This window comes from Arthrobacter sp. 18067, from assembly GCF_902706295.1.
Lineage (GTDB): Bacteria > Actinomycetota > Actinomycetes > Actinomycetales > Micrococcaceae > Arthrobacter.
Genome location: NZ_CACSJJ010000007.1, coordinates 138,811 through 163,189, shown reverse-complemented (window position 1 = coordinate 163,189; position 24,379 = coordinate 138,811). Strand labels below are relative to the sequence as shown.

Here is a 24,379-nt window from a genome sequence, read left to right as displayed (position 1 = left end):
AGCTCAAAGTTGTTTCGGTCGAGCGCCGGGCCCCCCACCCCTTCTGGGTGGAGGGCTGACTCTTTATTGCTGATTTGTTCATTATTTGAAGGTCAGGCTCGTCGGTACGGGGATGCGGAGGCTAGTTGCTTCAGCGTTGGCGTCCTTGCTTGCGAAGACGTTGATCTTTCCGTCTGCTATGGGTGTGAAGTCTGCCTGCTTAAGAACGGCGTTTTCTGCCTTGACCCATGTTTCACATCCGGCCTCTCCGACCTGGGCACCGGCATCAGCTGCGAGCCGGTCATAGTCCTGGTTGGTCACCGCCGCGTAGTTGAAGCCGGCCGGGGGGAGGTCCCCGGAGAGGTAGGGCTGCATGGAGGCGGGCAGCGGCAGAACGAAACCACCGTAGCTGGCGTCCCAGTCACCTGTTCCCTTGGAGTAAATGTCTTGTGCTTCCTGCGATGTGGTCCTGTGCAGCTGAGCATCAACACCAATCTCGCTCCAATATTTCTGCACCAGTTCAAGGACGTTGTCGTCACTCTGGAAGTACACGGTGACGGTCAGTTTCTGCCCGTCTTTCTGTCGGATGCCGTCGGAGCCTTTGCTCCAGCCTGCAGCATCCAGTGCCTTGCCTGCACCTTCGGCGTCGAAGCCGGGCAGTTCGGATTCCACCGAGGCACCCGGGCATGAAAGCGGTTCTCCAGCCCTCAGGCCTTTAGCCTTTTGGCCATCGATGACCTGAGCTACGGAGGAGGCGTCAATAGCTTGGTAGAGTGCGCGACGCACGGCGGGATCGGAGGTCACGCGGTCCGGGCGGTGGTTGAACATCAACGCGGCCTTTTGATAAGGCACGGTGGACAAGGGAAGCTTGGCCGCGGTCAACCGTGAGACGTCCGGGCCGTTGATGCGTGCCCCGTTGAGATCTCCGGAGAGGATCTGCGAAGCGGCTGTGGTGAAGTTGGTGACCTCCTTGAGGACCAGCTTCTCGGGGATTCCGCCTTCGAGCTTAGCGCCGTCGGGACCCCAATCGTAGCCTTCGCGTGGAGCGAATGTGTAGGTGGTTTGGTCGGAGGCGTTCAGCACCCAAGGCCCGGTTCCGATGGATTTGGTCGCGAGGGCTTCGCGGTCCTTGAGCCCGGGGGAACAAACGATCGGCACGGTCGAGAGGGTGTCCAGCATCAGACCGAATGGCTGTTCAGTGGTCACGGTGACGGTTCTCGTTGAATCTTCACCGGATGCCTTGTAGGGAACGGGCATGTAGTACGGCGTGAGGTTCTTGGGGTCTCCAACAAAGTTCAAGGCATCGGCGACCTGCGCCGGTGTCAATGCCGAACCGTCCGAACAGGTGATGTTGGGCCGTAGAACGAATGTTGTCGTGTGCGGGTCAGTGGACCACTTCTCAGCCAGGCCGGAAACGATCTTTCCGTCACGATTCTGAGTAACAAGGGAGTCGTATGCCAGGAAGGACAGGAAGGACATTTCGCCGCTTCCAGCGTTGCTGGCGTACGGGTCGAAGGAGGGCAGATCGACCGGGACCCCGAAGGTGTATTGCTCATGTTTTACCGACTCGGTCGGTCCACTGCCGCCGGCCGAGCATCCGGCGAGCACCAGAACTGTCGCGGCGAGACCGACAACGGATGCCTGCTTCAGCCGTCGAGTGGCGTCGCCTTGGGGTTTCCGCAACGCTAGATCAATGTTGGGGTTGGTCATGTTTGGTCCTTCACTTGGGCGCACCGTTTTCGGGTCCGCGATTCACAGCGTCGTACACCGATGTACACGCCGATGGGATTTGAGTTTTTTCAGGAATTGAGGAGCTCACTAGGGACCGCTGGTTCGAAGGCGGCCTTGCCGATCACCCGGGCCACAGCCTCTGCAATTTCCTCGGCCCCTAATTCCATGGCGGCCGGGCCGACCGAAACCTCAAAGGTGCACCTCTGGCCGTCGGGTTCGGGTCTGAGGAATCTGAAAAGCTCCAGCCCGGTTTCTTGTGCAAGCTGGGCATGGGCACGGGCCGCGGCCTCGGCAGGGACAGGCAGTTCGACGAAGAAGAAAGGAGTCTGCGGTGGGGCCGGGACTGTATTAATGCCGTATAGTTTCAGCGATTCGGCGATCCGGAGAGCCTGTTGTTTGAATTCGGCCATTTCCGGCAGGACGTGCTTCAGTCCGTAGAGACCTGCCGCTGCGAGCGGCCAGTTACCGATTGATTCGCCTCCGAGCCGGATAGCCCATTTGAACGCCCGAGCGATGAAGTCCTGGCTGCCGGCAAGGACCGCTCCTCTGGGTGACTCCAAGGATTTGTAAAGGGAGACATAGACACTGTCGAAAGGCTCGGCAATGTCTTTGAACGAAGTTTCATAGAAGGTTTGGGCTTCCCAGAGCCGGGCGCCGTCCATGTGAGTGCGTGCACCACCTCTACGGGCGGAATCCGATTGGTCAATGATGTCTGCCCACGCTGGGAGCAGGCCGCCAAGTTCCCTCAGTGGCATCTCCCACATCACTGTTCCGACTTTGGATGCCACTGCTTCGACATCATCACGAGTCGGGACATTCCGCGCATCGCACAAGGGCAGAAATTCCAACCCGTGAACTTCCGAATATCCGTCCAGTTCGTAATTAACAGGGTGGGCTGTCGGATGCGCTGCGAAGCTTTTGCGTCCGGTTTCGTCGGCGTTCAGCCGCAAGGCGATCTGCTGGGCCATCTTGCCGGTGGGAAGAAAGAGTGCTGCTTCCTTGCCTAGGAGGTTTGCTACGTATTCCTCAAGGACCGCGACGAGGTTTCCCTTTCCAAACGCTGGGGTCTCTTCAGTGACGATGGAGGACAAGTGCTGCAAAATCAGGTGCGGCCGGCGGCCGGGGGATGCCCCCATGTACAGGGAGCGCCTGACCGAAGCTACAGGTTCAACCGGGATCACGGTGTTCGACCCCAGCCTCGTTCAAGCATTAGCAGCACCTCGTCCGTAGCGTCCGCCCAAGCCTTGGCTGAAGCCACTGCTTCTGGCTCTTCTGAAAGAGCATCAACCATCCCGCTGAAGGCATAGCACAGCATCTTGAGTTCGCGGCGGCTCATTCCGATCGCTTCGGCACGTTCGGCAAGCGAGTCGACCTGTTGTTCGATGTAGCCACCGAGAAGACGCTGATAGGCACCTCTCATCACCGGGTCATTGTTGATCAGGTTCATGATCCTGACCGACACCTGGAACTGGTCATCCGGCATGTCACCCTGATGCTGGCTTATAGCGCGAAGTACCTCGATCGGCCCCTCGGAAGCGGGTCGCTCGGCGATCGCGGCCAGGATGCGGTCCATCGACGCATGCTTGGACATCACTTCGTCTACCAGCAGCTGGCGACTTCCGAAGTAGGTGTAGAGGGTCACTTCCGAAACCTCCGCCAGTTCTGCAACTGACCGGATGGATGTTGCGGCCACACCGTCACGGGTGAACAGCAGCCACGCCGCATTGAGAATGGCCTGCCGCGTCCGCTCTGCCTTACGTTGGCGCAGGCCCATCTCGGTCATGTCCTTGTCGGTTTCTGTCGACGGCAACATCTCAGGCCCTCCATGTGATCTAGGAAACATTCTGAAGTTCCTCAAGAATGTAGGACGCAAAGAAACTTGTCAAGTCTTAAGTTTTGAAGACGACATCACTTATGCTCATCGAAGCCGAACTAGTTCCTTCCTGGCTGGAAGGACCAGATGTGATGGCCTATCCACTCATTCATCGGAGATCACATGCCACGCGCACACCCTAAAATCCTCTTCGTCACAGATTTCTCCTACGAGTCACCGGGAAGGGACTATGGCGGAGAGGACAGAAGACTCATCGATTCCCTTAGCGACCGCTTCGAGATCGAAGCCTGCACCCCGCAAGCGGCGACGAAGTCAAAGCACGACCACGACCTAGTGGTTATCCGCAATAGCGGGCCCGTCCTGAACTACCGGACGCTGTGGGCCGACTTCTTGGAGACCGCCCACAACGAATCCTGGAATGTGTACAACCCCCTCGTGGGTCGGGGCGACATGGCCGGCAAGGAATACCTGATTGAGATGACCAAGCAAAAAATGCCCGTCATCCCCACCGTGGACCACCCGGACGAGATTGAGTCCCTGCCCCGCGTCGCGCGCTATGTCGTCAAACCGAAAGATGGGGCCGATTCCATCGGCATGGACGTAGTACCGCTCAAAGAACTGTCCGCATTGAGTCCTGACTTGGCAGGATCCTGGCTTGTCCAGCCATGGGTCAGATTCGATCATGAGGTCTCCTTCTACTTTGTCGACGATGAACTCGTGTACGCCATGTGGGCACCGGACACCGACCGCCGTTGGAGTATGCAGCCCTTCACCCCCTCTGCTTCGGACATCAGGTTCGCCCGCACCTTCCTCGAGTGGAACTCCATGCCACGGGGCGTACAGCGCATCGACGCCTGCCGCTTGCCGGACGGGCGTCTCCTCCTGGTTGAACTCGAAGACCTGAACCCATACCTTTCCCTGGATCGCCTCCGGCCCGCGGACAGGGACTACTTCACGCTGTGCTTCGGGAACGCACTCCAACGGGCAGTGGAAGGAGCAAACAACTGATGGCACCGGCTACGCCTCAAAAGACAAGCTCACCAAAAGTCAACGTAATCCGCGTCAACGACCTCACTGAGGCCGTTGAGGGCGCCTTCAGCACGACGGTGGCGGCACTGAAGCAGTTGGTGGGCATACCGGGGATAGCCTGGCCCAGCTTCGACCCACGTGAGCTTGAGCGAAGTGCAGAGGCTGTGGCGGAACTCGTCAGGGCCGCAGGCATAGATGATGTCCGGATCATTCGCTCGAACAGGGAAGACGGCACACCCGGAGGACCTGCAGTTATAGGACGGCGCCCTTCCCGCGAAGGCAAGCCCACCATCCTGCTTTACGCACACCATGACGTACAACCGCCTGGAGACTCTGCGCTCTGGTACTCAGCGCCATTTGCAGCACACGAACGCGACGGCCGCCTCTACGGGCGCGGCGCTGCAGATGACAAGGCGGGAGTTCTCGCCCATCTAGCCGCTTACAGCGCCGCAGCCAAAGTCATTGGCGACGAGTTCGGGTTGGGGGTAACTTTCTTCTTCGAAGGCGAGGAAGAAGCCGGCTCACCTACCTTCCGCCGGTTCCTTGACGAGAACCGGGAGCTCCTTCGCGCAGACGTGATCGTCGTTGCTGACTCCAGCAACTGGAAAGTGGGCGTGCCCGCGCTCACTACCAGCTTGCGCGGCGTCATCGATGGCACCTTTGAGGTCCGGGTTCTTGAACACGCTGTACATTCCGGGATGTACGGAGGACCTATTCTGGACGCTCCCACCCTGCTGGCTCGACTCATTGCCACCCTTCACGATGACGCAGGAAATGTCGCTATCGCCAACTTGGTTCAGCGGGACGAAATAGCCCTCGACCTATCCGAAGAGGACTACCGTGCTGATGCTTCCGTGCTCGATGGCGTTCGACTGGCCGGACAAGGAAGCCTCGCCTCACGGCTCTGGACCAAGCCGGCCCTTTCCATCATCGGTATTGATGTCCCGGCGGTCGACCTCGCCTCCAACACCCTGATTCCAGCGGCTAGGGCTAAGTTCAGCATGCGTCTGGCTCCCGGCCAAGACCCCGAAGCGGCTATGGAAGCGGTCAGGGAGCACCTGGAATCGCATGCGTCCTTCGGGGCCAGGGTGACCTTTCATCCGGGAGAAAAGGGGTGTTCTTTCTCCACAGATACATCCTCCCCAGCTGCCCGCATAGCACTATGGGCCCTTGGAGAATCTTGGGGCGTTACCCCTGTCGAGATGGGCATCGGAGGGTCCATCCCATTCATCTCCGATCTCATTGACGCTTACCCTGACGTTCAAATTCTTGTGACCGGCGTCGAAGACCCTGATTCACGGGCCCACAGCGCCAACGAATCCTTGGACATCAAGGACTTCCAGCACGCGATCGTTGCCGAGGCACTAATGCTGGCGGGCCTCAATGCGCAAGGGCTGGAAGACCACGCAGAACCCGCATGAACTTCCAGTCGACCCTGACAGCGAATCCAATTGATGGTGGAATCCGCTACGCATAGCTTGGAAGTGGAAGCCCGCCGGTCCCCCATCGGCGGGCTTTCCTGCGTCAGTTTTGACTGCCGAGTGCTTGCAGTTCCGTCCCTGCTCGCTGCAGCAGTTGCTCGGCTTCCTCCTGACTGCTAGGCGTGACGTGGATCCACTCCCGGCCTGCCCCGTAGTAGTCGTCATAGACGGCAATGCGTGCGATCCGGATTAGCCGTCCGAGCTCGGTCGGGGAAAGGGCCGCACCGACCTCCAGCTGCACCATGAGGTCCTGGCGCCATGCGGTGAAGGCATCTGCGTCGTCAAAGCCGTGCTGCCGTGCGAAGACGTCGGAGGCTCTGGCCGGCCCTCCCCAGACACCAAGTGCCGTAGAGAAGAAGACCCGCAGTTCCTTATCCAACGTTCTGACTCGCCTGCCCACGGCCGGAGTCCGGTTCGGTAGCGTCCGGTTTGAGCCGCAGGAGTCGGATCGTCTGCACGATGAGGCCGAACTGGAGGAACAGTATGAAGTACGGGAAACTGCCATTGACTTCGAGGGTGTCGACGATGCTCAACAGATCAGACGCCAGGCTGACCACCGCGATGACCAGAGCAGCAATGAGCGGCACCAACGACGTGCTTCTCCGGGCGACAATGTTCCAGATTCCCACCCCGATCAGCGCCAGAATGAGAAGAACAACGAGAGCATCCGCAACGACGACTTCGCTCTTTTGGCTCGCGGTAAGGGTTTCGAGAAGATACCCGTAGGTCGAGTACGCCCAGATCATGCTGTAGATATTGAACGCACCAACAATAAGAAGGGCGATACCGACACTGGTTCGTCCCCTGCGGAGTTGTTTCGTGTCCGCGGTTGGCGGAGCAGCTGAAGGTAAGTCGCTTGGGCGCGGAAGTTGAAGGCTCATACGGATTCCCTCTAAGAGTGCAGGGAGTACCCAGTGCGCCCCCATCGGGAACAATGTAGCAGTCGGCAACCAGCGCCAAGTTGTGGTTACCTCTGAGCATGGGATTATTTCGGAAGAAGGCCCACGCCCCTGCCCTAGCTGTCGAACCAGAGAGCACCGTAGAAACGGCGAGCACTGTCGAACCAGAAATCACCGTGGAAGTGGCGAGCACAGCGGAAGTCGAGGATGCGTCACCGACGCCGCTGCTGTTGACGGCTGAAGAGCTCCCTGAGGGTTTCGTTTACCCGCGGGGACTGCTGCGGCTCGTGGAACTGGAACTGTTCGAATTGGAGCCGTGGTGGATCCTCACCGGTGATCGGCTCCGGGACCGCAACCGTGGCCTGGCCGTGCGCTACCCGGACCGGAGGCTGATCTTCTTCGCCAGGCGTCAGGACAATGACGACACTGCCTGCTGGGATTTGAACACCGGCAAGGTCGCGATCGTGCACGACTTCGCCTCCCCCGGGTGGGAGGCCCGTGGCGAATTCGAAGACTTCGACGCCTGGTTGCACTCGGCCATCGATGACCTCATCGAGTTCTAAGGCCCACCAAGTTTCAGCGGACGTGCCAAGCAGGGCGGCAACACCCGGGGCATCTTTGTGAGCCTGCTTTCTGCCCTAGTTATCCGCACGAGCGAACCCTGCCAGCCATTCACGAGCGGACTCTCTGGAGTTGAAGTACGCATGGGGGATGTCGCTGTTACGGCCCATTCGCGCTGCCTGGACACGGTCGATACTGGTTGCACCGACAATCGCCACGGCTGAGGGACTAACGGAAGACAGTGCGTGTTCCCTGACTCCTGGCGCCAAATGGTTACCGTTAGCTTCGACAAGAAGAGCTACCATTCGGCCTTCTGTGAGCTCACGGCTCGCGGCGGCGACGCCATCGCCGGGTACGGAATGCAGTGAGTCACGGCAATCCGCTCACAACAGCTGCTCTTACGAGTGTTCGCAGCTTCGCAGAGCGGACGTCGCGGGTAGCGCTCAATATGGCCCTAAACTCGTACGCGTCCAGTATGTCACTCCAAACTCTGATCGACGCCGAAGAGACAGCACGCCATGCCCAGGAACAGGGGTGCGCAAGCGGCCAGAGCTACATCGCACGCAACCCGGCGGTCAAAGAACCAAACAATTCAGAGATTTGAGCATCTAGTCAATTGGCCATGCGAGATCCGTCGCCAGCGTGCATGCTCAGCTCTCACCGTTCCAAGAGCCGGTGGATCCATAGTCTGATGCTGGAAAAGCTCAGGGCAGTTGTTAGCTACTGGCTTGGCCGGTGATAGCTTGAGAGACCTCATTCTGCTGATGCGGCATTTCGAGAAATCTTGCCGCTTTCATCGACTCATCGTTGCTCCGGGTAGGTGGTCCGGGTAGACGGTAATGCATTGAGTGTACAAATTCAGGACAAGTACCGCGAAGGGCTGGCTGACTTCCGGAAGAAGGTCCTGGGCCTATCCAACGAGGCCTGAGCCATGTTACATCGACGGAACCAACTAGTTGTACTGCTCAGGGAGGCTGTTTAGCCGGCTGACGGGTGGTTTGTTCCCGAGTGCGGTGTGGGGCCTGTGGTGATTGTAGTAGTGAATCCAGCCGGGGAGGGCTTCCCTGCGGGTTGTTTCGGCGCCGTTGAACTTGGCGTAAGCCCAGCCGTCGTTGAGTGTGCGGTGGAACCGTTCGTTTTTTCCGTTGGTCTGGGGCCTGTAGGGGCGGGGGCGTTTCGCGGTGATGTCCAGTTCGGCGCAGGCGGCTTTCCAGGCCTTGGAGACGTAGGCGGATCCGTTGTCCGAGAGCACCCGTTTGGTGATGATCCCCTGCCCGGCGAACCAGGCCACGGCCCGCTGGAGAACGGCGATGGCAGTGACGGCCTTCTCATCGTGGTGGATTTCAGCGTAGGCAACACGGGAGTAGTCATCCAAGACCGTGTGAACGTAGGCGGTGCCGTTTCTGGGGTGTTTGCTGGAGCGGGTGTAGCCGCTTCGTGCTGCTGAGGTTCTGGAATTCTTTCCGCCTTCGACCCTGCCAAGGTAGCGGTGGCCGCCGCCGTCGGGGATGTTCCCGAACTTGGTGACATCAACGTGGAGCATCTCGCCCGGGGCCGTGTGTTCGTAGCGGCGGATCGGTTCGCCGGTGAGCCGGTCGATGTACCGCAGCCGGTTGACCCGGCAGCGGACCAGGACGGCGTGCACGGTCGAGGCCGGAATGCCCAGCCGCCCGGCGATCTGCACCGGCCCCAGACGCTTGCGCCATCGCAGGGCAACGATGCGCTTGACCAGTTTCCCCGGGGTCCGGTTGGGGCTGCGGCGGGGACGGGATGACTTGTCACCCATTCCTTCGGGCCCGTGTTCGAGGTAGCGGGTGACCCAACGTTTAGCGGTGGGCCAGGAGACCATGTAGTGCTTGGCTGCCTCGGTGATCGTCCAATGCTGTTCAACGACCAATTGGGCGAGCTTAAAACGGGCTTTTGGGGTCAACATTGCGTTAGCGTGGGACACGAAGGCCTCCTAGGTGTGCAGCGGTTTCTTAGACAGCTCCACTCCACACCGGGAGGCCTTCGTCATCCCGGAAATCTCACACCGTGTCCTCACACGGCCTCAACCAACCTCCCCGGGCAGTACAACTAGTCGGCCAACCGCCAACTAGCCTCCGATCTCTCAACTACTACTAGAACTCCCAGTCCTCATCCTCCGTGTTGACAGCTTTGCCAATCACGTAGGACGAGCCCGAGCCGGAGAAGAAGTCGTGGTTCTCGTCGGCATTCGGGGACAGGGCCGACAGGATTGCCGGGTTCACGTCGGTGACGGAAGCCGGGAACATGGCCTCGTAGCCGAGGTTCATGAGGGCCTTGTTGGCGTTGTAGTGAAGGAACTTCTTGACGTCCTCGGCCAGGCCGACTCCGTCATAGAGGTCGTGCGTGTACTGGACTTCGTTTTCGTAGAGCTCGAAGAGCAGTTCGAACGTGTAGTCCTTGATTTCCTGCTTACGCGCCTCGGAAACCTTCTCCAGGCCCTTCTGGAACTTGTAGCCGATGTAGTAACCGTGCACGGCCTCGTCACGGATGATGAGGCGGATGAGGTCGGCCGTGTTCGTGAGCTTGGCGCGCGAGGACCAATACATGGGCAGGTAGAAGCCCGAGTAGAAGAGGAAGCTCTCCAGGAGAGTGGAGGCCACCTTGCGCTTCAGGGGATCATCGCCCTGGTAGTAGTCCATGACGATTTGCGCCTTCTTCTGCAGGTTCTCGTTTTCGAGCGACCAGCGGAATGCGTCGTCAATCTCCTTGGTGGAGCACAGGGTGGAGAAGATGGACGAGTAGGACTTGGCGTGCACCGACTCCATGAAAGCAATGTTGGTGTACACGGCTTCTTCGTGCGGGGTGATCGCATCCGGGATCAGCGAGACAGCGCCGACAGTGCCCTGAATGGTGTCCAGCAGGGTGAGGCCCGTAAAAACGCGCATGGTGAGCTGCTGCTCAGCGGGCGTAAGCGTGTGCCACGACTGGACGTCGTTGGACAGCGGCACCTTCTCCGGAAGCCAGAAGTTATTGACCAGACGGTTCCAGACTTCCACGTCTTTGTCGTCCTGGATCTTGTTCCAGTTGATGGCCTCAACGTGGCTAAGCAGCTTGACCTTTTCGGTCATTTCATCCCCTTTAAGCGATGGTTTTTCTTGAGATAAGCCTACGACGGCGGGTGGAAACCCGCCGTCGTGCTCTTTAGTTTTGAGTGCAGCCGGGGCCGCGATTAGTCAACCAACGAAGATTGACTAGAGCGCACAGCTAACGCAGCCCTCAACCTCGGTCCCTTCGAGGGCCATCTGGCGGAGACGGATGTAGTAAAGGGTTTTGATGCCCTTGCGCCATGCGTAGATCTGCGCCTTGTTGATGTCACGCGTGGTGGCGGTGTCCTTGAAGAACAGCGTCAGGGACAGGCCCTGGTCCACGTGCTGCGTGGCAGCGGCGTAGGTGTCGATGATCTTCTCATAGCCGATTTCGTAGGCATCCTGGTAGTACTCCAGGTTGTCGTTGGTCAGGTACGGAGCCGGGTAGTAGACGCGGCCGATCTTGCCTTCCTTGCGGATTTCGATCTTGGCGGCCACCGGGTGGATCGAGGACGTGGAGTTGTTGATGTAGCTGATGGAACCGGTGGGCGGAACGGCCTGCAGGTTCTGGTTGTAAATGCCGTGCTCCATGACGGAAGCCTTCAGCTCACGCCAGTCATCCTGGGTGGGGATGTGGTGGCCGGCGAAGAGTTCGCTGACGCGGTCCGTCTCCGGAACCCATGCCTGCTCGGTGTACTTGTCGAAGAACTCGCCACTGGCGTAAGTGGACTTCTCGAAGCCGCCGAACGTCTGGCCGGTCTCGATAGCGAGGCGGTTGGAAGCGCGCAGAGCGTGGAACAGCACCGTGTAGAAGTAGATGTTGGTGAAGTCCAGGCCCTCTTCGGAACCGTAGTGAACGTGCTCGCGGGCAAGGTAACCGTGGAGGTTCATCTGTCCGAGGCCAATCGCGTGGCTCTGGGCGTTGCCCTGGGCGATCGACGGCACCGAGTTGATGTAAGACATGTCCGACACGGCGCTAAGTGCGCGGATGGAGGTCTCGATGGAGAGTCCGAAGTCCGGCGAGTCCATGGTCTTGGCAATGTTCATGGAACCGAGGTTGCAGGAAATGTCCTTACCCACGGTCTCGTAACTGAGGTCCTCGGCGTAGATGGACGGCGAGGAGACCTGCAGGATCTCCGAGCACAGGTTGCTCATGGTGATTCTGCCGTCGATCGGGTTGGCCCGGTTCACGGTGTCCTCGAACATGATGTACGGGTAGCCGGACTCGAACTGGATCTCCGCGAGGGTCTGGAAGAATTCGCGGGCGCTGATCTTGGTCTTCTTGATCCGGGAATCGTCAACCATCTCGTAGTACTTCTCGGTCACCGAAATATCGGAGAACGGAACACCGTAGACCTTCTCGACGTCGTACGGGGAGAAGAGGTACATGTCCTCGTTCTTCTTGGCGAGCTCGAACGTGATGTCCGGAACCACAACACCCAAGGAGAGCGTCTTGATGCGGATCTTCTCGTCAGCGTTCTCACGCTTGGTGTCCAGGAAGCGGTGGATGTCCGGGTGGTGGGCGTGCAGGTACACGGCACCTGCACCCTGGCGGGCACCGAGCTGGTTGGCGTAGGAGAAGCTGTCTTCGAGGAGCTTCATGACGGGAATGACGCCGGAGGACTGGTTTTCGATCTGCTTGATCGGGGCGCCGTGCTCGCGGATGTTGGTGAGCGACAGGGCCACACCGCCGCCGCGCTTGGACAGCTGGAGCGCGGAGTTGATGGCGCGGGCAATCGACTCCATGTTGTCCTCGATGCGGAGCAGGAAGCAGGAGACGAGTTCGCCACGCTGCGCCTTACCGGCGTTGAGGAACGTTGGGGTTGCCGGCTGGAAACGGCCATCGATGATTTCGTCGACCAAACGGTTGGCGAGGTCTTCGTTGCCACGGGCAAGGTGGAGGGCAACCATGCAGACGCGGTCTTCGTACCGCTCCAGGAAGCGCTTGCCATCAAAAGTCTTCAGCGTGTAGGACGTGTAGAACTTGAAGGCGCCGAGGAAGGTCTCAAAGCGGAACTTCTTCTTGTACGCGCGGTTGAAGAGGTCGCGGATGAAGTTCATCGTGTACTGGTCGAGGGTTTCGCGCTCGTAGTACTGGTTCTTCACCAGGTAGTCGAGCTTCTCTTCCAGGTCGTGGAAGAACACCGTGTTGTTGTTCACGTGCTGCAGGAAGTACTGGTGCGCAGCTTCGCGATCGGCGTCGAACTGGATCTCGCCGTTCGGGCCATACAGGTTCAGCATGGCGTTGAGTTCGTGATAACCCAAGCCCTTGTAGGCCTCAGGCAGTGGCTTCTTGGCCGTCTCCACAGCGCCCCCGGTTACTTCTGTTTCTGCAACAGTCGTGTCCAAAACTCTTCCAATCCATTGTTTACGCGCTCGACGTCTTCCGGCGTCCCCATGAGCTCAAATTTATATAAATGCGGCACCTTGCACTTGACGGAGATGATGTCTCCCGCTGCGCAGTAGTTGTCCGCGAAATTGGTGTTCCCTGCTCCGATAACACCGCGGATCAGTTCCCTGTTCCGGGGATCGTTCAGAAACCTGATGACTTGCTTCGGTACGGAACCTTCACCGTTTGTTCCGCCATAAGTGGGCAGTACAAGGACGAAGGGTTCCAGGGCTTGAAGCGGGGCGTCGTGGGCATAAAGCGGGATACGAGCCGCATCCCTGCCCAGTTTCCGGACGAATCGTTCGGTGTTCTCGGAAGTCGAGGAAAAGTAGATGAGGTGACTCCTGGTGGTGACAGCTTCGGTCGCATCGCGAACGCTTGCCGCTGCCAGCGGTGCCATGGGAGTCACCTCGACTACATAGGAATTCTCAGTTTGCTGTGGTGGCGAAGTATGAATGGAAACTTAGGCCACGGAAGAAACGGCCTGGGCCAGTTCCTCGATCTTGTCCGGGCGGAATCCGGACCAGTGGTCCTGCTCGGTGACGACAACCGGAGCCTGCATGTAACCCAGCGCCTTGAGGCGCTCAAGGGCCCCGGCATCCTGGGAGATGTCGACACTCTGGTAGGCAATGCCCTTCTTGTCGAGTGCCCGGTAGGTTGCGTTGCACTGAACACAGGCCGGCTTCGTGTAAACCGTAACGGTCATGATCCCTGTCCCCTTAGTTGAAGTCTGTCGCTCTTCGTATCTGGCGGGCTCAACCGGAACTAACTTCTGAATCCGATACCGGCCCGCGGGCTGCTGTGGCAGCCAACACGCTTATTTAGTCTTGTGCTGGTTTCCCGCTCAATCCGTAAATCGATACTACATGTAGTGCAAGCGCCTCGCCGGAACCCCAAGATGATGTATTACAAGTATGTCATTCAATCCACTGCTCGTCCACAGGCAAGGGCCCCCAAAATGTCCGTGATTCCGCCAAAGTGGGAGATGAAATCCACACCCTGTGGACTACTTAGCCACATTTAATCTCCAGCGTGTCGCGTGGATACGGCGTGTCGTGACACTTTGAAAATGTGGCGTGGCGAACAGCTAAAATCTGCTGATGGTCAATCTCCTCCACCTCCGGACGCTCATGGAAGTAACCCGCTTGGGTTCCTTTGCTGCTGCCGCCGCCCAGCTTGGCTATACAGCCTCGGCAGTCTCTCAACAGATGGCCGCGCTGGAGCGTGATACCGGCGTCGAGCTTTTCCAACGGTCTGCGCGGAGCGTCGTGCCCACGGAAGCGGCCGTGACCATGACCCGGCACGCATCGAAGGTACTGACCGACGTCGAGGCCCTTATGGCTGCGGCTTCACGAACCAACGACTCCCCCGCACAGGAACTGAGGCTGGGTATCTTCCCCAGCCTTGCCACCTACGTGTTGCCGGAGATCCTCCGGAACGATCGGTGGAAAGGGCTGGGCATTGAGCTCCGTGTCTCCGTGGCTGAACCCGCCCAAACCATCCAAGGCCTGCGCAGCGGCGGCGAACTGGATGTGGCACTGGTCTACCAAGTGGGGCAATCCGGCCTGGCGTGGCCGCATTCGTTGGAGAGGCAGTGGATCGGCGACGACGACTTCCGCGTGGTGTTGCCGGCATCATGGAAAATCCGCGAGGATGCCGAGATTGAAGCGGCCCATCTTTCGGACATGCCCTGGATAGTCCACCACCCCGGCACCAGCGATGCGTTGGTGATTGAGCGCCTCTTTGCCAGCTGCAACCTCCACCCCCGGGTAGTGGCCTACAGCGACGACTTTCACGCGAGCCTGGAGATGACCGCCGCCGGCCTGGGTGCCTCGCTGGTCCCGGAACTGGCGCTGCGAAACCGACCACCCGGCGTCGTGGTCCTGGACGTACCGGACATCCGGCTGGCACGGAACGTGTTCGCCCTGCTCATCAATGAAAAGCGCACAGCCCAAGTGCAGTTGTTCACACAACTGCTTGCCGACACCCTCAGGGAAACGTCGGGAAAGAGCGGTCTCCACCCCCTGAAATCCGCGCCTGTCAAGGGTCTCCAGCGACGCAGGTGAATTATCCCCAAGTGCTGGAACCCGCCGGTTGATGGGGTTAGATTGATCACATGGGCAAGGTAGCGAGCAAACATTTTGGGGAGATCGAGCTCAACCACGGGCGTGAGCATTGCTTCGTCGCCAGACATGAGCTGGCCGGCAACCAGCTGGAATTGGACCTCAACGTCACCGCGCACGATCACTTTGACGAGGCCGCCATGCGCAAGGTGGACTACCGTCTGCGTTTCCTGCCGGAGCTCGTGGACCAAGTCCGGGAAATGATCGCCGATGAGCTTGACCAGGACGGCACCAACCCCCAACAATTCCTGCATTTCCACAGTTCACAGCTCAAGGAAGAGCAGCTTGAGTCGGTCTTCGGTGTCCGTGACAAAGGCCAGCTCACCAACGATGTCTTCCTGAAGGCCCTCAAACTCGGCCACGTAGCCATCTACCCCGGTCAACCGGAGCGGTACTTTGTGTTGGATTTCACCCTCGGATCGCATTTCACGGACGAGCTCTTGGTAGTTGCGGCCGACGAAGACGGCGTGGTGGACGACGAAATTCTCTGGGAGTCGTAAACAGATAGAACAGCGCACGACGGCGGCCGGTCACCTATGGTGACCGGCCGCCGTCGTTCCTACTGAGCTACTTGGCGGTTTCGAGCAGCGATCCGCGAAACGTCTGCGTTGCCTTGACGAGGTTGCGCAGGGACTCTTTGTTCGCCGAAAGGTTCACCACGGCCTGTCCACACGCGGTCCATCGTCAGGACTCCGCAGGTATTCTCCACGTTCCTGCCCCTCCGAGCGTTCCCGTTGGGCTCGTTGCGCGCTCTCCTCCAACTGTTTGAGCTGTTCCTGGGGCGGCGTGGCCGGAGATTCGCCGGAAGGCTGTTGCGCCTTGCCGCTTTGGGAATTTCCCTCGGCAATTTTGTTCGTGAGCCGGTCCTCCGCGGCGTCAAGGGCGGCGCCCTCCCCCGCGGCGTTCGCGGGACCAACAGCACGGCATTGTGGCGGCGATGCCTCCGCGGCAGCAAGTCCGTCCGCAAACAGCCGGGCCGCAGCGTCACCACCCCCTGCCGCGTCCCCCAATTTCTCAATGCTCAGGACAAGGTTGACCCGGACTTTGCACTCGTCGTCACCGGGGCCACGCCGCAAAGCGGTCTCAAAGACTTCCCGTGCAGCAGCGAAGTCACCCGCCAGCACGTGGGCGTCCCCGGAGGCGAACGGCGCCTTGTGCGGCTCAACGACGTTGACTGCATGCAGCCAGGAGGCAGCCCGGGCCACGTCACTTCCCTGACCGGCAGCGTAGGACTCCGCGGCTGCACCACCCAGGACGCCCACGCTGAGGAGTTTCGCGGCAACTGCGAGCGCCAGCAGGGCCGCTGGCGCGGACCACAGCGCAAGCCGGAGTCGCCGTCGTCGTGCGTTGTGGGTCACGGTGTGCGCTCCTTTGCTGCTGCAGGGTGGAGGTTCAGGAGTGCGGCAAGGTGGCGCAGTGGTTCGTGCAGTACCAGCAGGAAGGCAGCCAGGGCGAGCAGCCAGTAGAGCTCAATGCGTCCGGGGGTGTCCGCGTCGCTGATGGCGAGCGCACCTGGCTGGGCTTTGCCGAGCATGTCAGACGGCGGCTCTGTCCCGGTCCGGTGTGCGTAGGGGAGGCGGAGTTGGTCGGCGATGGTGCGGAGCTGGTCTTCATCGATGCGTGAAACGGCGTCCTGCGCGGTGTCGGAGCTGCGGTCCTTGAGGTAGCCGGCATCGGTATCCGGGCTTTCTTTCATGCGTCCGCCCTGAGGGGTGCCGTATCCAAGGACTGCTCCCCCGGCTACGTTGGCGGCGTCCAGGGCCGGAGGCTGCTCGGCGCTGGTGTTTTCGCCATCGCCGGCGTAGAAGATCACAGCGGGCCGGCCCGGGTGTTGCTCCTTGGCTGCAGCAAGCCGGGCTTTGAGTAGTTGTCCTGCACCGGTGACACTGCTTCCCTTGGCGTATCGGGCGTTTTGGGGTTGGAGCGTGGTCATGGCGGTCTGCAGCGCGGTGGCATCGCGGGTGAGGGGCATGCGGACGGCGGCCTTGTTGTCGAACGTGATCAGGGAGAATTTGGCACCGGCGAGCTCCCTGGCTATCGCCATCACATCGCGTTGGACCCCCGTCAGGCGGGTATTGGAGCCGTTGTAGTCTTCGGCTGCCATGCTGGTACTGGTGTCCACCACGAAGAAGACGTCCATCTCTGCGGTGGCGGTGTTGGCCTGCCCACCGGGCCAGCCCGGCCGGAGCATGGCGAGGATCAGCAGCACGACGGCGACACCCCGCAACACTGCTGGCCTCGCGTTCCGTGGCGGTTGGCTCCGTCCAGGGCGCCCCGGTTTCCTCGGTCTCCCCGTTGTCAGGGCCAGCACAGTGAACACCAGCGCGGCGGCGAGAGCCAGAACCAGCAGGGGCCACGGAATGATCGGGGCGAAGGTCATGATTCCAGCCTCCAGCCGAGTACCAGCATTCCCGTTCCAGCAAGCAGGGCGATCCCGAGCGGCCAGTCGGGAACATCGGCTGCCACCGCCTGAGGAGCTGCACGGTAACTTGTAGCTTCCGTGTCCTGCACTTTCCCCACGATGCCCGGCACGGCCTCAGCGCTGTCCACGGTGAAGTAGGCGCCCTCCGTACGCTCAGCGGCAGCCCTGAGTTGGGCACCGGGTTCATCAGGTTGGTTGCCGTAGTCGATGTCGCTGGGGTTCAGTGCGTAGACTTTCACTTTTTTGTCGGCGGCCAGTGCTGCCGCTTCCTCCAGGCTGAAGATCGGCTCGCCGGAGAGGAAGTTGTCAGTGGCCAGCACCACGGACCGCGAGCGCTCGGCATCGGCGGCGCCTGCGTCATCGGGAAAGCTCTGCACGCAGGACGCCAGGCCGTCGCCGATCAATGAAGAGCCTGCACCGTTCCAGGTGCCGTCGAAGAAGGAACCTGTCCCGCTGTCCAGGGCTTCCTTGGCTTCGGCCAGCTGTTCGGCGGCGTAGTCATAGTCGTCCGTGAGGGGAAAGAGTTGCACGCTGCTGCTGTCGAAGATGACCATGCCGATCCTTTCGCCGTCGAATTCCTTGGCGAGTTCCTGGAACACGGTGGTTATGGCGGCGTCGGTGCTGGTCATGGACCCGGACACGTCCAGGCAGAGCACGATGTCCCGGTTCCGGCTTTCCGGTTGTTCCGTGGTGCGCAGGATGGGCCTGGCGGCGGCTGTAGCGGTGGCGGCGAGGAACACAGCGCCCAGCATGACTGCCACCAGCAGCCGCAGGCGGTACCTGCGTAGTGCGTGTTGGTATTCCGGCAGGTCGGTCAGGCGGTCACCGTGCGCGATGGGCCGGGTCTGTGGAGGACGACGACGGCGGTACAGCCATGCGCTGATGGCCACCGCTGCTGCGGCGAGGGGAAGGATCCACCAATAGCTCAGTTCCATCCGATCACCACTTGTCGCGCTGCCTCCGCTGAGTGGCCCACAGGGTGGATTGGAACACGGGAGAATTCGTTGGGGTAGATGCCCGCGATTCCTTCAGCAAGATCCTCGAGTCCTTGGCGGCGGAGATCTTCCAGCGTCATGGACGTGACCGGTAGCCCTGTGGCTGCCCCGGCGAATTCCCTTACCAGGAAGCTGAGTCTTTGGTGGGCATCGCGCACGGGCATCCGTCCGGCGTCGGCGTCTTCTGCTGTGGCGTTGATGGCAGTGAGGCAAGCGGAGCGCAGCGCGTCCAGGTCCAGCTGTGGCGGTCTTTGTCCGGCCGGTGGTTTCCGGCGGGCGGGCCGGAAGATCCAGGCATACCAGCCGCCAATGGCCAGCAAGATCACCAGCCCAAGCCATAGCCAGTGCGGCTGGTAGGCAAGCGGCGCGTAGAAGCCGTCATCATCCTGCACGGTTGCCACCCCCGGCGGTACCCCTGGCAGTTGGCGCGCCCGAACGGTGCTTCTCAAGGAGTGCGAAAACGGCAGGCAAGACGTCCGCGCTGCCTGAGGTTTGCTCCTCGGCTATGCCCAATCGGCGGAAGAGGGAGCTGCGGTGTTCTCCGCGTTCCACCATGGCAGCTTCATAGGCCGCTTGGATCTTGCTGGAGGCGGCCAACGGCGCGGGAATTCCCTGCCCTGTACCCACATCCTTACTGTTCGTGACACCTTTTTCTTTCACCGGTGTGAGGTTCGCGTCCCGCACGGTAAGCCACAGGACTTCGTGCCTGGCTCGAAGCCTGCGCATGAGGCCCTCAGTACGGGCATCGGGCATGAACTCGTCCGCGACGGCAACAACCAGCAGGCGTCCGTTCAGGTATCTCAGGACGTAGTCCAGTTGCTCCGCGAGGGAACTGGCCGGCCCGTCCAGGGCGACGCTCGCATCAAGCTCCTGCAGCAACCGTTCCAGTTGCTCCTCGCCGCTGCGGGGAGGTAGATACCGGGTCGTGGTCTCGTTCCCGTGCAGGAGGCCAACGTCGTCGCCGTGGCGACACGCCAGATACCCCAGCACTCCGGCTGCCTGCACAGCGATGTCCTTCTTGGATTCACCTGACAGGGCCTTGGCGGCCATGGTCCGTCCCGTATCCACGAGCAACAGCACCGAATGCCGGCGAACTGCCACATACCGCTTGACCAGGGGCGATCCGTGCCGTGCGGTGGCTTTCCAGTCAATATCCCTGACTTCATCTCCGGGAACGTAGGCCCGCAGCTCATCAAAGTCCAGGCTGCGGCCTTTGAAAACGGAGCCGTATTCACCGTCGAGCAGGGTCAGGGTCCTCCGGTGGGCGAAGATGAACATCTTCGACTTAACCCGGCGAAGCAAGCTGGGCACGTGTAGTCCCCGCTACGGTGTCTGGACAGACGCCACGACGGCATCGATGACGGTTTCCACCGGGACACCTTCAACCACAGCATCGAACCCGAGAATGATGCGGTGCCGCAGGATCCGGTGGGCAAGGCTCTTGACGTCCTCCGGAATCACATGGTCACGGCCGTTCAGCAAGGCCAGCGCCCTTGCTGCCTGGCTGAAGGCGATGCTGGCCCGCGGGCTGGCACCGAACTCCACGAGGTTGGCAAGCTTGGGCTCCAAGTACTGCGAAGCATTGCGGGTGACGTAGGCGAGACCCACGATGTATCTGACGATGGCAGGGTCGATGTAGACGCGCCGCACGAGCTCCTGCACCTGCACCACTGCGTTAAGCGAAGCCGCGGCGGGTGGCCTCTGATCGTCGGTGAACACACCGGCGTCGATCCTGCGGATGACCTCCGCTTCCTCAGCCGGACTGGGATAGTCCAGCACGTCCTTGAGCATGAAACGGTCCATTTGCGCTTCGGGAAGGCGATACGTTCCTTCCTGCTCGATGGGGTTCTGCGTGGCCAGCACCAGGAACGGTTGCGGCAAAGGGTAGGTCTCACCACCAATGGACGTCTGCCGTTCCTGCATGGCCTCCAGCATGGCACTCTGCGTCTTCGCGCTGGATCTGTTGATCTCATCCAGCAGCACGATATTGGCGTGGACCGGACCCAACTGGGTGACAAACGTACCTTTGGCGGCGTCGAAAATCTGCGTGCCTGCAATGTCGCTGGGCAGCAGGTCCGGGGTGCACTGGATCCGGCGGAACTCCGCGCTGACCGACTCCGCGATTGCCTGGGCTGCGGTGGTCTTGGCAAGGCCGGGAACACTTTCCAGCAGCACGTGGCCGCCCGTCAACAACCCGATGACCAGGGTCTCACGCAGCCTGGCCTGGCCCACCACTTTGTTCTCGAAGCTACGGATGATGCTGCCGACGAGTTGCTGGGCACGGGCCATGTCCGGGGCGTCGATACCGGCCGTGGCTGTTGTCTGTTGCACTCGTGGGTCCCCTCGCTGGCGTCTTTGTCTCCCGGCAGGCAGCCGGCACGGGTGCCTGGCACAAAGTGCTTCCGCCTGCAGAGGCCACTCTATCCAAGCCCTCCCTGCTCAAGGCCGCAATGGGGACCCCTCCCCATGCAGCCATCCGGGGTCTATCCTTTTGCCATGCATCAGCTACCAGCCGCCTATCAGACCTACCTCGCCGCCCAGGACCAGCACGTCATCGACGCTGTACGGCCCGTTCTCCTGCAATCGGCCGCCGACGAGCGCCACGGGGTCCGGATCACCTTCAACAGGGGGCCAACCGGGCATCAGGCCCACGTTGACGAGTCCATCCCTTACGGGGAGATCATCGAAGACATCGACTGAGGTTCCACCGCCCCTTCATGGCTCCAGCTAGCCCTTAATGGCTCCAGAAAGGGCAAAGGAGTTCCCCATGCCGCGGGAAACCAGGGCGTAGAGCACCAGCACGGGTACGGAGTACAGGATGGAGAACGCAGCCAACTGGCCGTAGGCAATAGCGCCATGCTGGCCAAAGAAACTGAAAATGGACACCGCAGCCGGTTGCTTGCCCGGTGAAAGCAACAGAATGAAGGGAACAAAGAAGTTTCCCCATGCCTGGATGAAAACGAAGATAAACACCACACCGAGCCCCTGCCGCATCAAAGGCAGGACGATTGTCCGCAGTGCCGCCATTGCCGATGCGCCATCCATCCACGCCGCCTCCTCCAACTCCAGGGGCACGGAGTCCATGAAGTTCTTGGTCATCCATATCGCCATGGGCAAAGTAGTGGTTGCCATGAAGAAGATGGTGGCCGCCATGGAATCCAGCATCTGCAGTTGGACGAACAACCCGTAGACGGGCACCATGATTGCGGTCACCGGCAACGACGTACCAAACAGGACCGTGTACATGAATGGTTTGTTGAACCGGGACTGGTACCTGGATAGGGGGTACGCGGCGAGCACCGCCGCAATCAGGTTCACCACTGCCGTGCCAGTGGACAACAAGAAACTGTTGGCCAACGGCTGGATCAACAGCTCAGGTGTCAGCACGGCGCGGAAGTTCGCCAGCGACGGCGCCGATGGCACCTTGGTCTGGTAGCCGGCCTGGGGATCGACGGCGGCCAGCAGCAACCACAGCAAAGGCGCCAGGAAGCAGATCCCGATCACCGCAAGGGCGATGTCTGCACCCAGCCTGGCCTTAAAGCTCGAGCTGCCACCCGCCGTCGTGCCTTCCGTCCGATCCCGCGCTCGCAGGCTGCTGGTGGTCATGGGCGCTGCTCCCGCAGGAGCCGTACATAGACAGCACCGAAAACCATGCCCAACAGGATCAGCACGGACGCCACCGCAGTGCCGTATCCGATGTCGCCGAACTTGAACGCCTCCTGGTAAGCCAACACAGGCAGCGTAGTGCTGGCGTTAGCCGGTCCACCTGCCGTCATCACCCAGATAAGGGTGAATACAGCCAGCGTCTGGAGCGTGATCAGCATCAGGTTCGTGGCGATGCTGCTGCGGATCAACGGCAAGGTAATGAACACGAGCCTTTGCCAGCCCCGGGCACCATCCATCAGTGCGGCTTCCGCGATGTCCCGGGGGACTTCCGCCAGGGCAGCCCTGTACACCAGCATGGAGAAAGCGGTCCCCCGCCAGGTATTGGCAAGGATGATGGCCACGAGGGGGAACGAATACAGCCAGTCCAGGCCCTGGCCTCCGAGGATGTCCACCACCTGGTTCAGGGTGCCGTCCCGGTTGAAGTAGGCATAAGCGGCAAATGCCGCCACGATTTCAGGGAGTACCCAAGCCGCCACGACTGCCGTACCGACCAAGGACGACACAACCCTGCGTGATCTTGTCATCAGCACGGCGATCAGCAGCCCCAGCACGTTTTGCCCCAGCACAGCCGAGGCCGCCACGAACACCACCGTCAGCCAGGCGGCCAGAGGGAAGGAGTCGTCGCTGAACATCCGCACATAGTTGTCCGCGCCAACCCATTGCGGATCCCTGGCAGCCTTACCGGATAGGGCTGCGTCGGTGAAGGACGCATAAAAGGACCAGGCCACCGGGGCCAGCAGGAAGAGCAGGAGCAGCAGTATTGACGGGACTACCGGCAGGAGCCGCAGGAAGCGGCGGATGGTCATTTCTCCAGGACCTTGTCCTCCCCCACAAGCTTCCGGACCGTGGCGTCGTATTCCGCAGCAGCATCTTCAGGACTTTGCTTGCCCGTGATCACTGATTCCGTGGCCACCTGGACAGCAGTGGAAATTCTCGGGTAGTCAGCGGTGGCGGGCCTGTAATGCGTCACGGCCACCAAGTCCGAAACATCCTTCACGAACGGGTTGGCTGCCAGGTATTCAGCTTCGGAGGCTACATCCGTACGAACGGCGATCTGCGAGTTGTTGATGTCATAAGACAACGCGTTCTTCTTGTTCAGCGCTGTGCTGAGGAACTGGAAGGCAAGGTCCGGGTTCCTGCTCTTCGCCCCCACTGCAAGCGTCCAGCCGCCTGACATGCTGACGCCACCGGGGTCCTGGCCATTCCGGGTCGGGAACATCGCAACCCCCATGTCCTGCTCATAGCCGGCCCATTCGTACGCACCGCCCTTCTGCCAGAACGACGGCGTGTAGGAACCTTCCACTGTGGCCGCCAGCTTGCCCTGGGGGAACCACTCGCCAAAGACTTTCTTCCATACGTTCGCGTCCAGCGCTTCTGCAGGACTAACAGCGAGCTTCTCGTCGTAGAGGGTCTTCAGGAAGGCCAGCGAGTCCGTGAAACCTTGGGAGCCGACAACCCATTTCTTGGCTGACTCGTCATACAAAGTGCTGTCTGTCCCATAAAGGAGTTCGTAGAAACCCTGCATGACGGTGCCTTCGCCGGTCCCCTTGCCCGCGTACATGTTGAACGCGATCACGTTCGGATCCGATGCCTTCACGGCACGGGCCGTGGTCAGGATGTCCTCCCAGGTCTTGGGCTGCCACGGAACGGGAATGCCCGCCTTCTGAAGGACGGCCTTGTTGTACCAGATGGCCCGGGTATCCGTGCCCAACGGCACCGCATAGATACTGCCGTCATCTGCCCGGCCCGCGGCCTTGGCAGCGTCATTGAAATTGGACCAGTCATCCCATTTCGCAAGGTAACTATCCAGGTTCAGGAGGTACCCGGCGTCGACATCCGAGCGAACCTTGAACGTGTCTTCGTAGAAAACATCCGGCGCCGTGTCCGGCGAACGCTGCGCCAACGCGAGTTTGGTCCCGTAGTCATCATCATTGGCCTGAATGGGCTGCAACTCCACGGTTACACCGGAGTTGGCGGCTTCGAATTCCTTCTTGGCCTCTTGCATGACGGCATCAAGGGCCGTGAACGCATCAGTTTTCTGATAGACGATCTTGAGGGTCTTGTTCTCCGCTGCCTCAGGCGTGGGCGAACAGGAAGTCGCTGCCACAAGGACCGCAGCGACGGAAACCATGGCAGCAAACTTCACCGCGGCCGGCTTCACTACGGCAAACGTCAAACCGGCTAACTTCATTGGGCGGCCCATGGTGCTCCAATCCG

General features: G+C 60.5%; 25 protein-coding genes. 6 read left to right on the top strand and 19 right to left on the bottom strand.

Annotated elements, in window-relative coordinates; all coding sequences use genetic code 11:
- Nucleotides 1–81 precede the first annotated feature (81 nt).
- The 3 genes from GVL04_RS09275 to GVL04_RS09265 form a co-directional block, all read right to left on the bottom strand.
- On the bottom strand, nucleotides 82–1,689 hold the full coding sequence (locus tag GVL04_RS09275; RefSeq protein WP_159702941.1) for an ABC transporter substrate-binding protein: 1,608 nt from the start codon (nucleotides 1,687–1,689) through the stop codon (nucleotides 82–84).
- An 89-nt stretch (nucleotides 1,690–1,778) separates the two neighbouring features.
- Complete coding sequence (locus tag GVL04_RS09270) at nucleotides 1,779–2,846, bottom strand: low specificity L-threonine aldolase (protein WP_159702938.1); 1,068 nt, start codon at nucleotides 2,844–2,846, stop codon at nucleotides 1,779–1,781.
- 41 nt (nucleotides 2,847–2,887) lie between these two features.
- A complete protein-coding gene (locus GVL04_RS09265) occupies nucleotides 2,888–3,493 on the bottom strand; it encodes a TetR/AcrR family transcriptional regulator (protein ID WP_159702935.1) in 606 nt (201 codons plus the stop codon).
- A 213-nt stretch (nucleotides 3,494–3,706) separates the two neighbouring features.
- On the opposite strand from GVL04_RS09265, the gene GVL04_RS09260 reads away from it, so the two are divergent.
- Together GVL04_RS09260 and GVL04_RS09255 are read left to right on the top strand one after the other, a co-directional pair.
- A complete protein-coding gene (locus GVL04_RS09260) occupies nucleotides 3,707–4,552 on the top strand; it encodes a hypothetical protein (RefSeq protein WP_159702932.1) in 846 nt (281 codons plus the stop codon).
- Nucleotides 4,552–5,994, top strand: a complete 1,443-nt coding sequence (locus GVL04_RS09255; protein WP_159702929.1) for a dipeptidase — start codon at nucleotides 4,552–4,554, stop codon at nucleotides 5,992–5,994. Before GVL04_RS09260 ends, GVL04_RS09255 begins: the two co-directional genes overlap by 1 nt.
- Before the next feature lie 103 nt (nucleotides 5,995–6,097).
- On the opposite strand, the gene GVL04_RS09250 is transcribed toward GVL04_RS09255, so the two are convergent.
- Nucleotides 6,098–6,433 (bottom strand): hypothetical protein, encoded by a 336-nt coding sequence (locus GVL04_RS09250; protein ID WP_159702926.1) that lies wholly within the window; start codon nucleotides 6,431–6,433, stop codon nucleotides 6,098–6,100.
- Nucleotides 6,426–6,935 carry a hypothetical protein gene (locus GVL04_RS09245; RefSeq protein WP_159702923.1) on the bottom strand — a complete coding sequence of 170 codons (510 nt, stop codon included), beginning with the start codon at nucleotides 6,933–6,935 and terminating at the stop codon, nucleotides 6,426–6,428. Before GVL04_RS09245 ends, GVL04_RS09250 begins: the two co-directional genes overlap by 8 nt.
- Nucleotides 6,936–7,033: 98 nt before the next feature.
- Here GVL04_RS09245 and GVL04_RS09240 point away from each other — a divergent pair, with 98 nt between their 5' ends.
- Nucleotides 7,034–7,516 carry a hypothetical protein gene (locus GVL04_RS09240; RefSeq protein ID WP_235036223.1) on the top strand — a complete coding sequence of 161 codons (483 nt, stop codon included), beginning with the start codon at nucleotides 7,034–7,036 and terminating at the stop codon, nucleotides 7,514–7,516.
- Nucleotides 7,517–8,466: 950 nt separating this feature from the next.
- On the opposite strand, the gene GVL04_RS09235 is transcribed toward GVL04_RS09240, so the two are convergent.
- The 5 genes from GVL04_RS09235 to nrdH all read right to left on the bottom strand — a co-directional run bounded on the left by GVL04_RS09235 (nucleotide 8,467) and on the right by nrdH (nucleotide 13,662).
- Nucleotides 8,467–9,465 (bottom strand): IS481 family transposase, encoded by a 999-nt coding sequence (locus GVL04_RS09235; protein WP_159702920.1) that lies wholly within the window; start codon nucleotides 9,463–9,465, stop codon nucleotides 8,467–8,469.
- A 169-nt stretch (nucleotides 9,466–9,634) separates the two neighbouring features.
- The gene (gene nrdF, locus GVL04_RS09230; protein WP_159702917.1) at nucleotides 9,635–10,609 is read right to left on the bottom strand and encodes a class 1b ribonucleoside-diphosphate reductase subunit beta; all 975 of its coding nucleotides are present in this window, start codon (nucleotides 10,607–10,609) and stop codon (nucleotides 9,635–9,637) included.
- 123 nt (nucleotides 10,610–10,732) lie between these two features.
- Complete coding sequence (gene nrdE, locus GVL04_RS09225; RefSeq protein WP_268825369.1) at nucleotides 10,733–12,874, bottom strand: class 1b ribonucleoside-diphosphate reductase subunit alpha; 2,142 nt, start codon at nucleotides 12,872–12,874, stop codon at nucleotides 10,733–10,735.
- A gap of 11 nt (nucleotides 12,875–12,885) precedes the next feature.
- Nucleotides 12,886–13,356, bottom strand: a complete 471-nt coding sequence (nrdI, locus tag GVL04_RS09220; RefSeq protein ID WP_159702914.1) for a class Ib ribonucleoside-diphosphate reductase assembly flavoprotein NrdI — start codon at nucleotides 13,354–13,356, stop codon at nucleotides 12,886–12,888.
- Nucleotides 13,357–13,419: 63 nt separating this feature from the next.
- Complete coding sequence (gene nrdH / locus GVL04_RS09215; RefSeq protein ID WP_159702911.1) at nucleotides 13,420–13,662, bottom strand: glutaredoxin-like protein NrdH; 243 nt, start codon at nucleotides 13,660–13,662, stop codon at nucleotides 13,420–13,422.
- A gap of 394 nt (nucleotides 13,663–14,056) precedes the next feature.
- Between nrdH and GVL04_RS09210 the strand changes: the two genes are divergently transcribed.
- Both GVL04_RS09210 and GVL04_RS09205 read left to right on the top strand, forming a co-directional pair.
- A complete protein-coding gene (locus GVL04_RS09210; protein ID WP_159702908.1) occupies nucleotides 14,057–15,022 on the top strand; it encodes a LysR family transcriptional regulator in 966 nt (321 codons plus the stop codon).
- Between the two features lie 50 nt (nucleotides 15,023–15,072).
- The gene (locus GVL04_RS09205; protein ID WP_159702905.1) at nucleotides 15,073–15,579 is read left to right on the top strand and encodes a DUF2004 domain-containing protein; all 507 of its coding nucleotides are present in this window, start codon (nucleotides 15,073–15,075) and stop codon (nucleotides 15,577–15,579) included.
- Nucleotides 15,580–15,732: 153 nt separating this feature from the next.
- Here GVL04_RS09205 and GVL04_RS09200 read toward each other — a convergent pair whose 3' ends face one another.
- Genes GVL04_RS09200 through GVL04_RS09175 form a run of 6 tightly spaced genes read right to left on the bottom strand, consistent with a single transcriptional unit; the run spans nucleotide 15,733 to nucleotide 20,827 of the window.
- Nucleotides 15,733–16,437 carry a hypothetical protein gene (locus GVL04_RS09200; RefSeq protein WP_159702902.1) on the bottom strand — a complete coding sequence of 235 codons (705 nt, stop codon included), beginning with the start codon at nucleotides 16,435–16,437 and terminating at the stop codon, nucleotides 15,733–15,735.
- Complete coding sequence (locus GVL04_RS09195) at nucleotides 16,434–17,459, bottom strand: VWA domain-containing protein (RefSeq protein WP_200846800.1); 1,026 nt, start codon at nucleotides 17,457–17,459, stop codon at nucleotides 16,434–16,436. Before GVL04_RS09195 ends, GVL04_RS09200 begins: the two co-directional genes overlap by 4 nt.
- The gene (locus GVL04_RS09190; protein ID WP_159702899.1) at nucleotides 17,456–18,436 is read right to left on the bottom strand and encodes a VWA domain-containing protein; all 981 of its coding nucleotides are present in this window, start codon (nucleotides 18,434–18,436) and stop codon (nucleotides 17,456–17,458) included. Before GVL04_RS09190 ends, GVL04_RS09195 begins: the two co-directional genes overlap by 4 nt.
- Nucleotides 18,427–18,888: a hypothetical protein gene (locus GVL04_RS09185; protein WP_159702896.1), complete on the bottom strand. Its 462-nt coding sequence runs from the start codon at nucleotides 18,886–18,888 to the stop codon at nucleotides 18,427–18,429. Before GVL04_RS09185 ends, GVL04_RS09190 begins: the two co-directional genes overlap by 10 nt.
- Nucleotides 18,878–19,807, bottom strand: a complete 930-nt coding sequence (locus GVL04_RS09180) for a DUF58 domain-containing protein (protein ID WP_159702893.1) — start codon at nucleotides 19,805–19,807, stop codon at nucleotides 18,878–18,880. Before GVL04_RS09180 ends, GVL04_RS09185 begins: the two co-directional genes overlap by 11 nt.
- A gap of 12 nt (nucleotides 19,808–19,819) precedes the next feature.
- On the bottom strand, nucleotides 19,820–20,827 hold the full coding sequence (locus GVL04_RS09175; RefSeq protein ID WP_159702891.1) for a MoxR family ATPase: 1,008 nt from the start codon (nucleotides 20,825–20,827) through the stop codon (nucleotides 19,820–19,822).
- A gap of 165 nt (nucleotides 20,828–20,992) precedes the next feature.
- On the opposite strand from GVL04_RS09175, the gene GVL04_RS09170 reads away from it, so the two are divergent.
- Entirely contained in the window at nucleotides 20,993–21,196 is a 204-nt protein-coding gene (locus GVL04_RS09170) for a hypothetical protein (RefSeq protein ID WP_235036222.1), read from the top strand.
- 27 nt (nucleotides 21,197–21,223) lie between these two features.
- Here GVL04_RS09170 and GVL04_RS09165 read toward each other — a convergent pair whose 3' ends face one another.
- The 3 genes from GVL04_RS09165 to GVL04_RS09155 are packed head-to-tail and all read right to left on the bottom strand — an operon-like array spanning nucleotide 21,224 to nucleotide 24,353.
- On the bottom strand, nucleotides 21,224–22,102 hold the full coding sequence (locus tag GVL04_RS09165) for a carbohydrate ABC transporter permease (RefSeq protein WP_159702885.1): 879 nt from the start codon (nucleotides 22,100–22,102) through the stop codon (nucleotides 21,224–21,226).
- Complete coding sequence (locus GVL04_RS09160; protein ID WP_159702882.1) at nucleotides 22,099–22,968, bottom strand: carbohydrate ABC transporter permease; 870 nt, start codon at nucleotides 22,966–22,968, stop codon at nucleotides 22,099–22,101. The genes GVL04_RS09165 and GVL04_RS09160 overlap by 4 nt, the downstream gene beginning before the upstream one ends.
- The gene (locus GVL04_RS09155) at nucleotides 22,965–24,353 is read right to left on the bottom strand and encodes an extracellular solute-binding protein (RefSeq protein ID WP_159702879.1); all 1,389 of its coding nucleotides are present in this window, start codon (nucleotides 24,351–24,353) and stop codon (nucleotides 22,965–22,967) included. Before GVL04_RS09155 ends, GVL04_RS09160 begins: the two co-directional genes overlap by 4 nt.
- Between the last annotated feature and the right edge of the window lie 26 nt (nucleotides 24,354–24,379).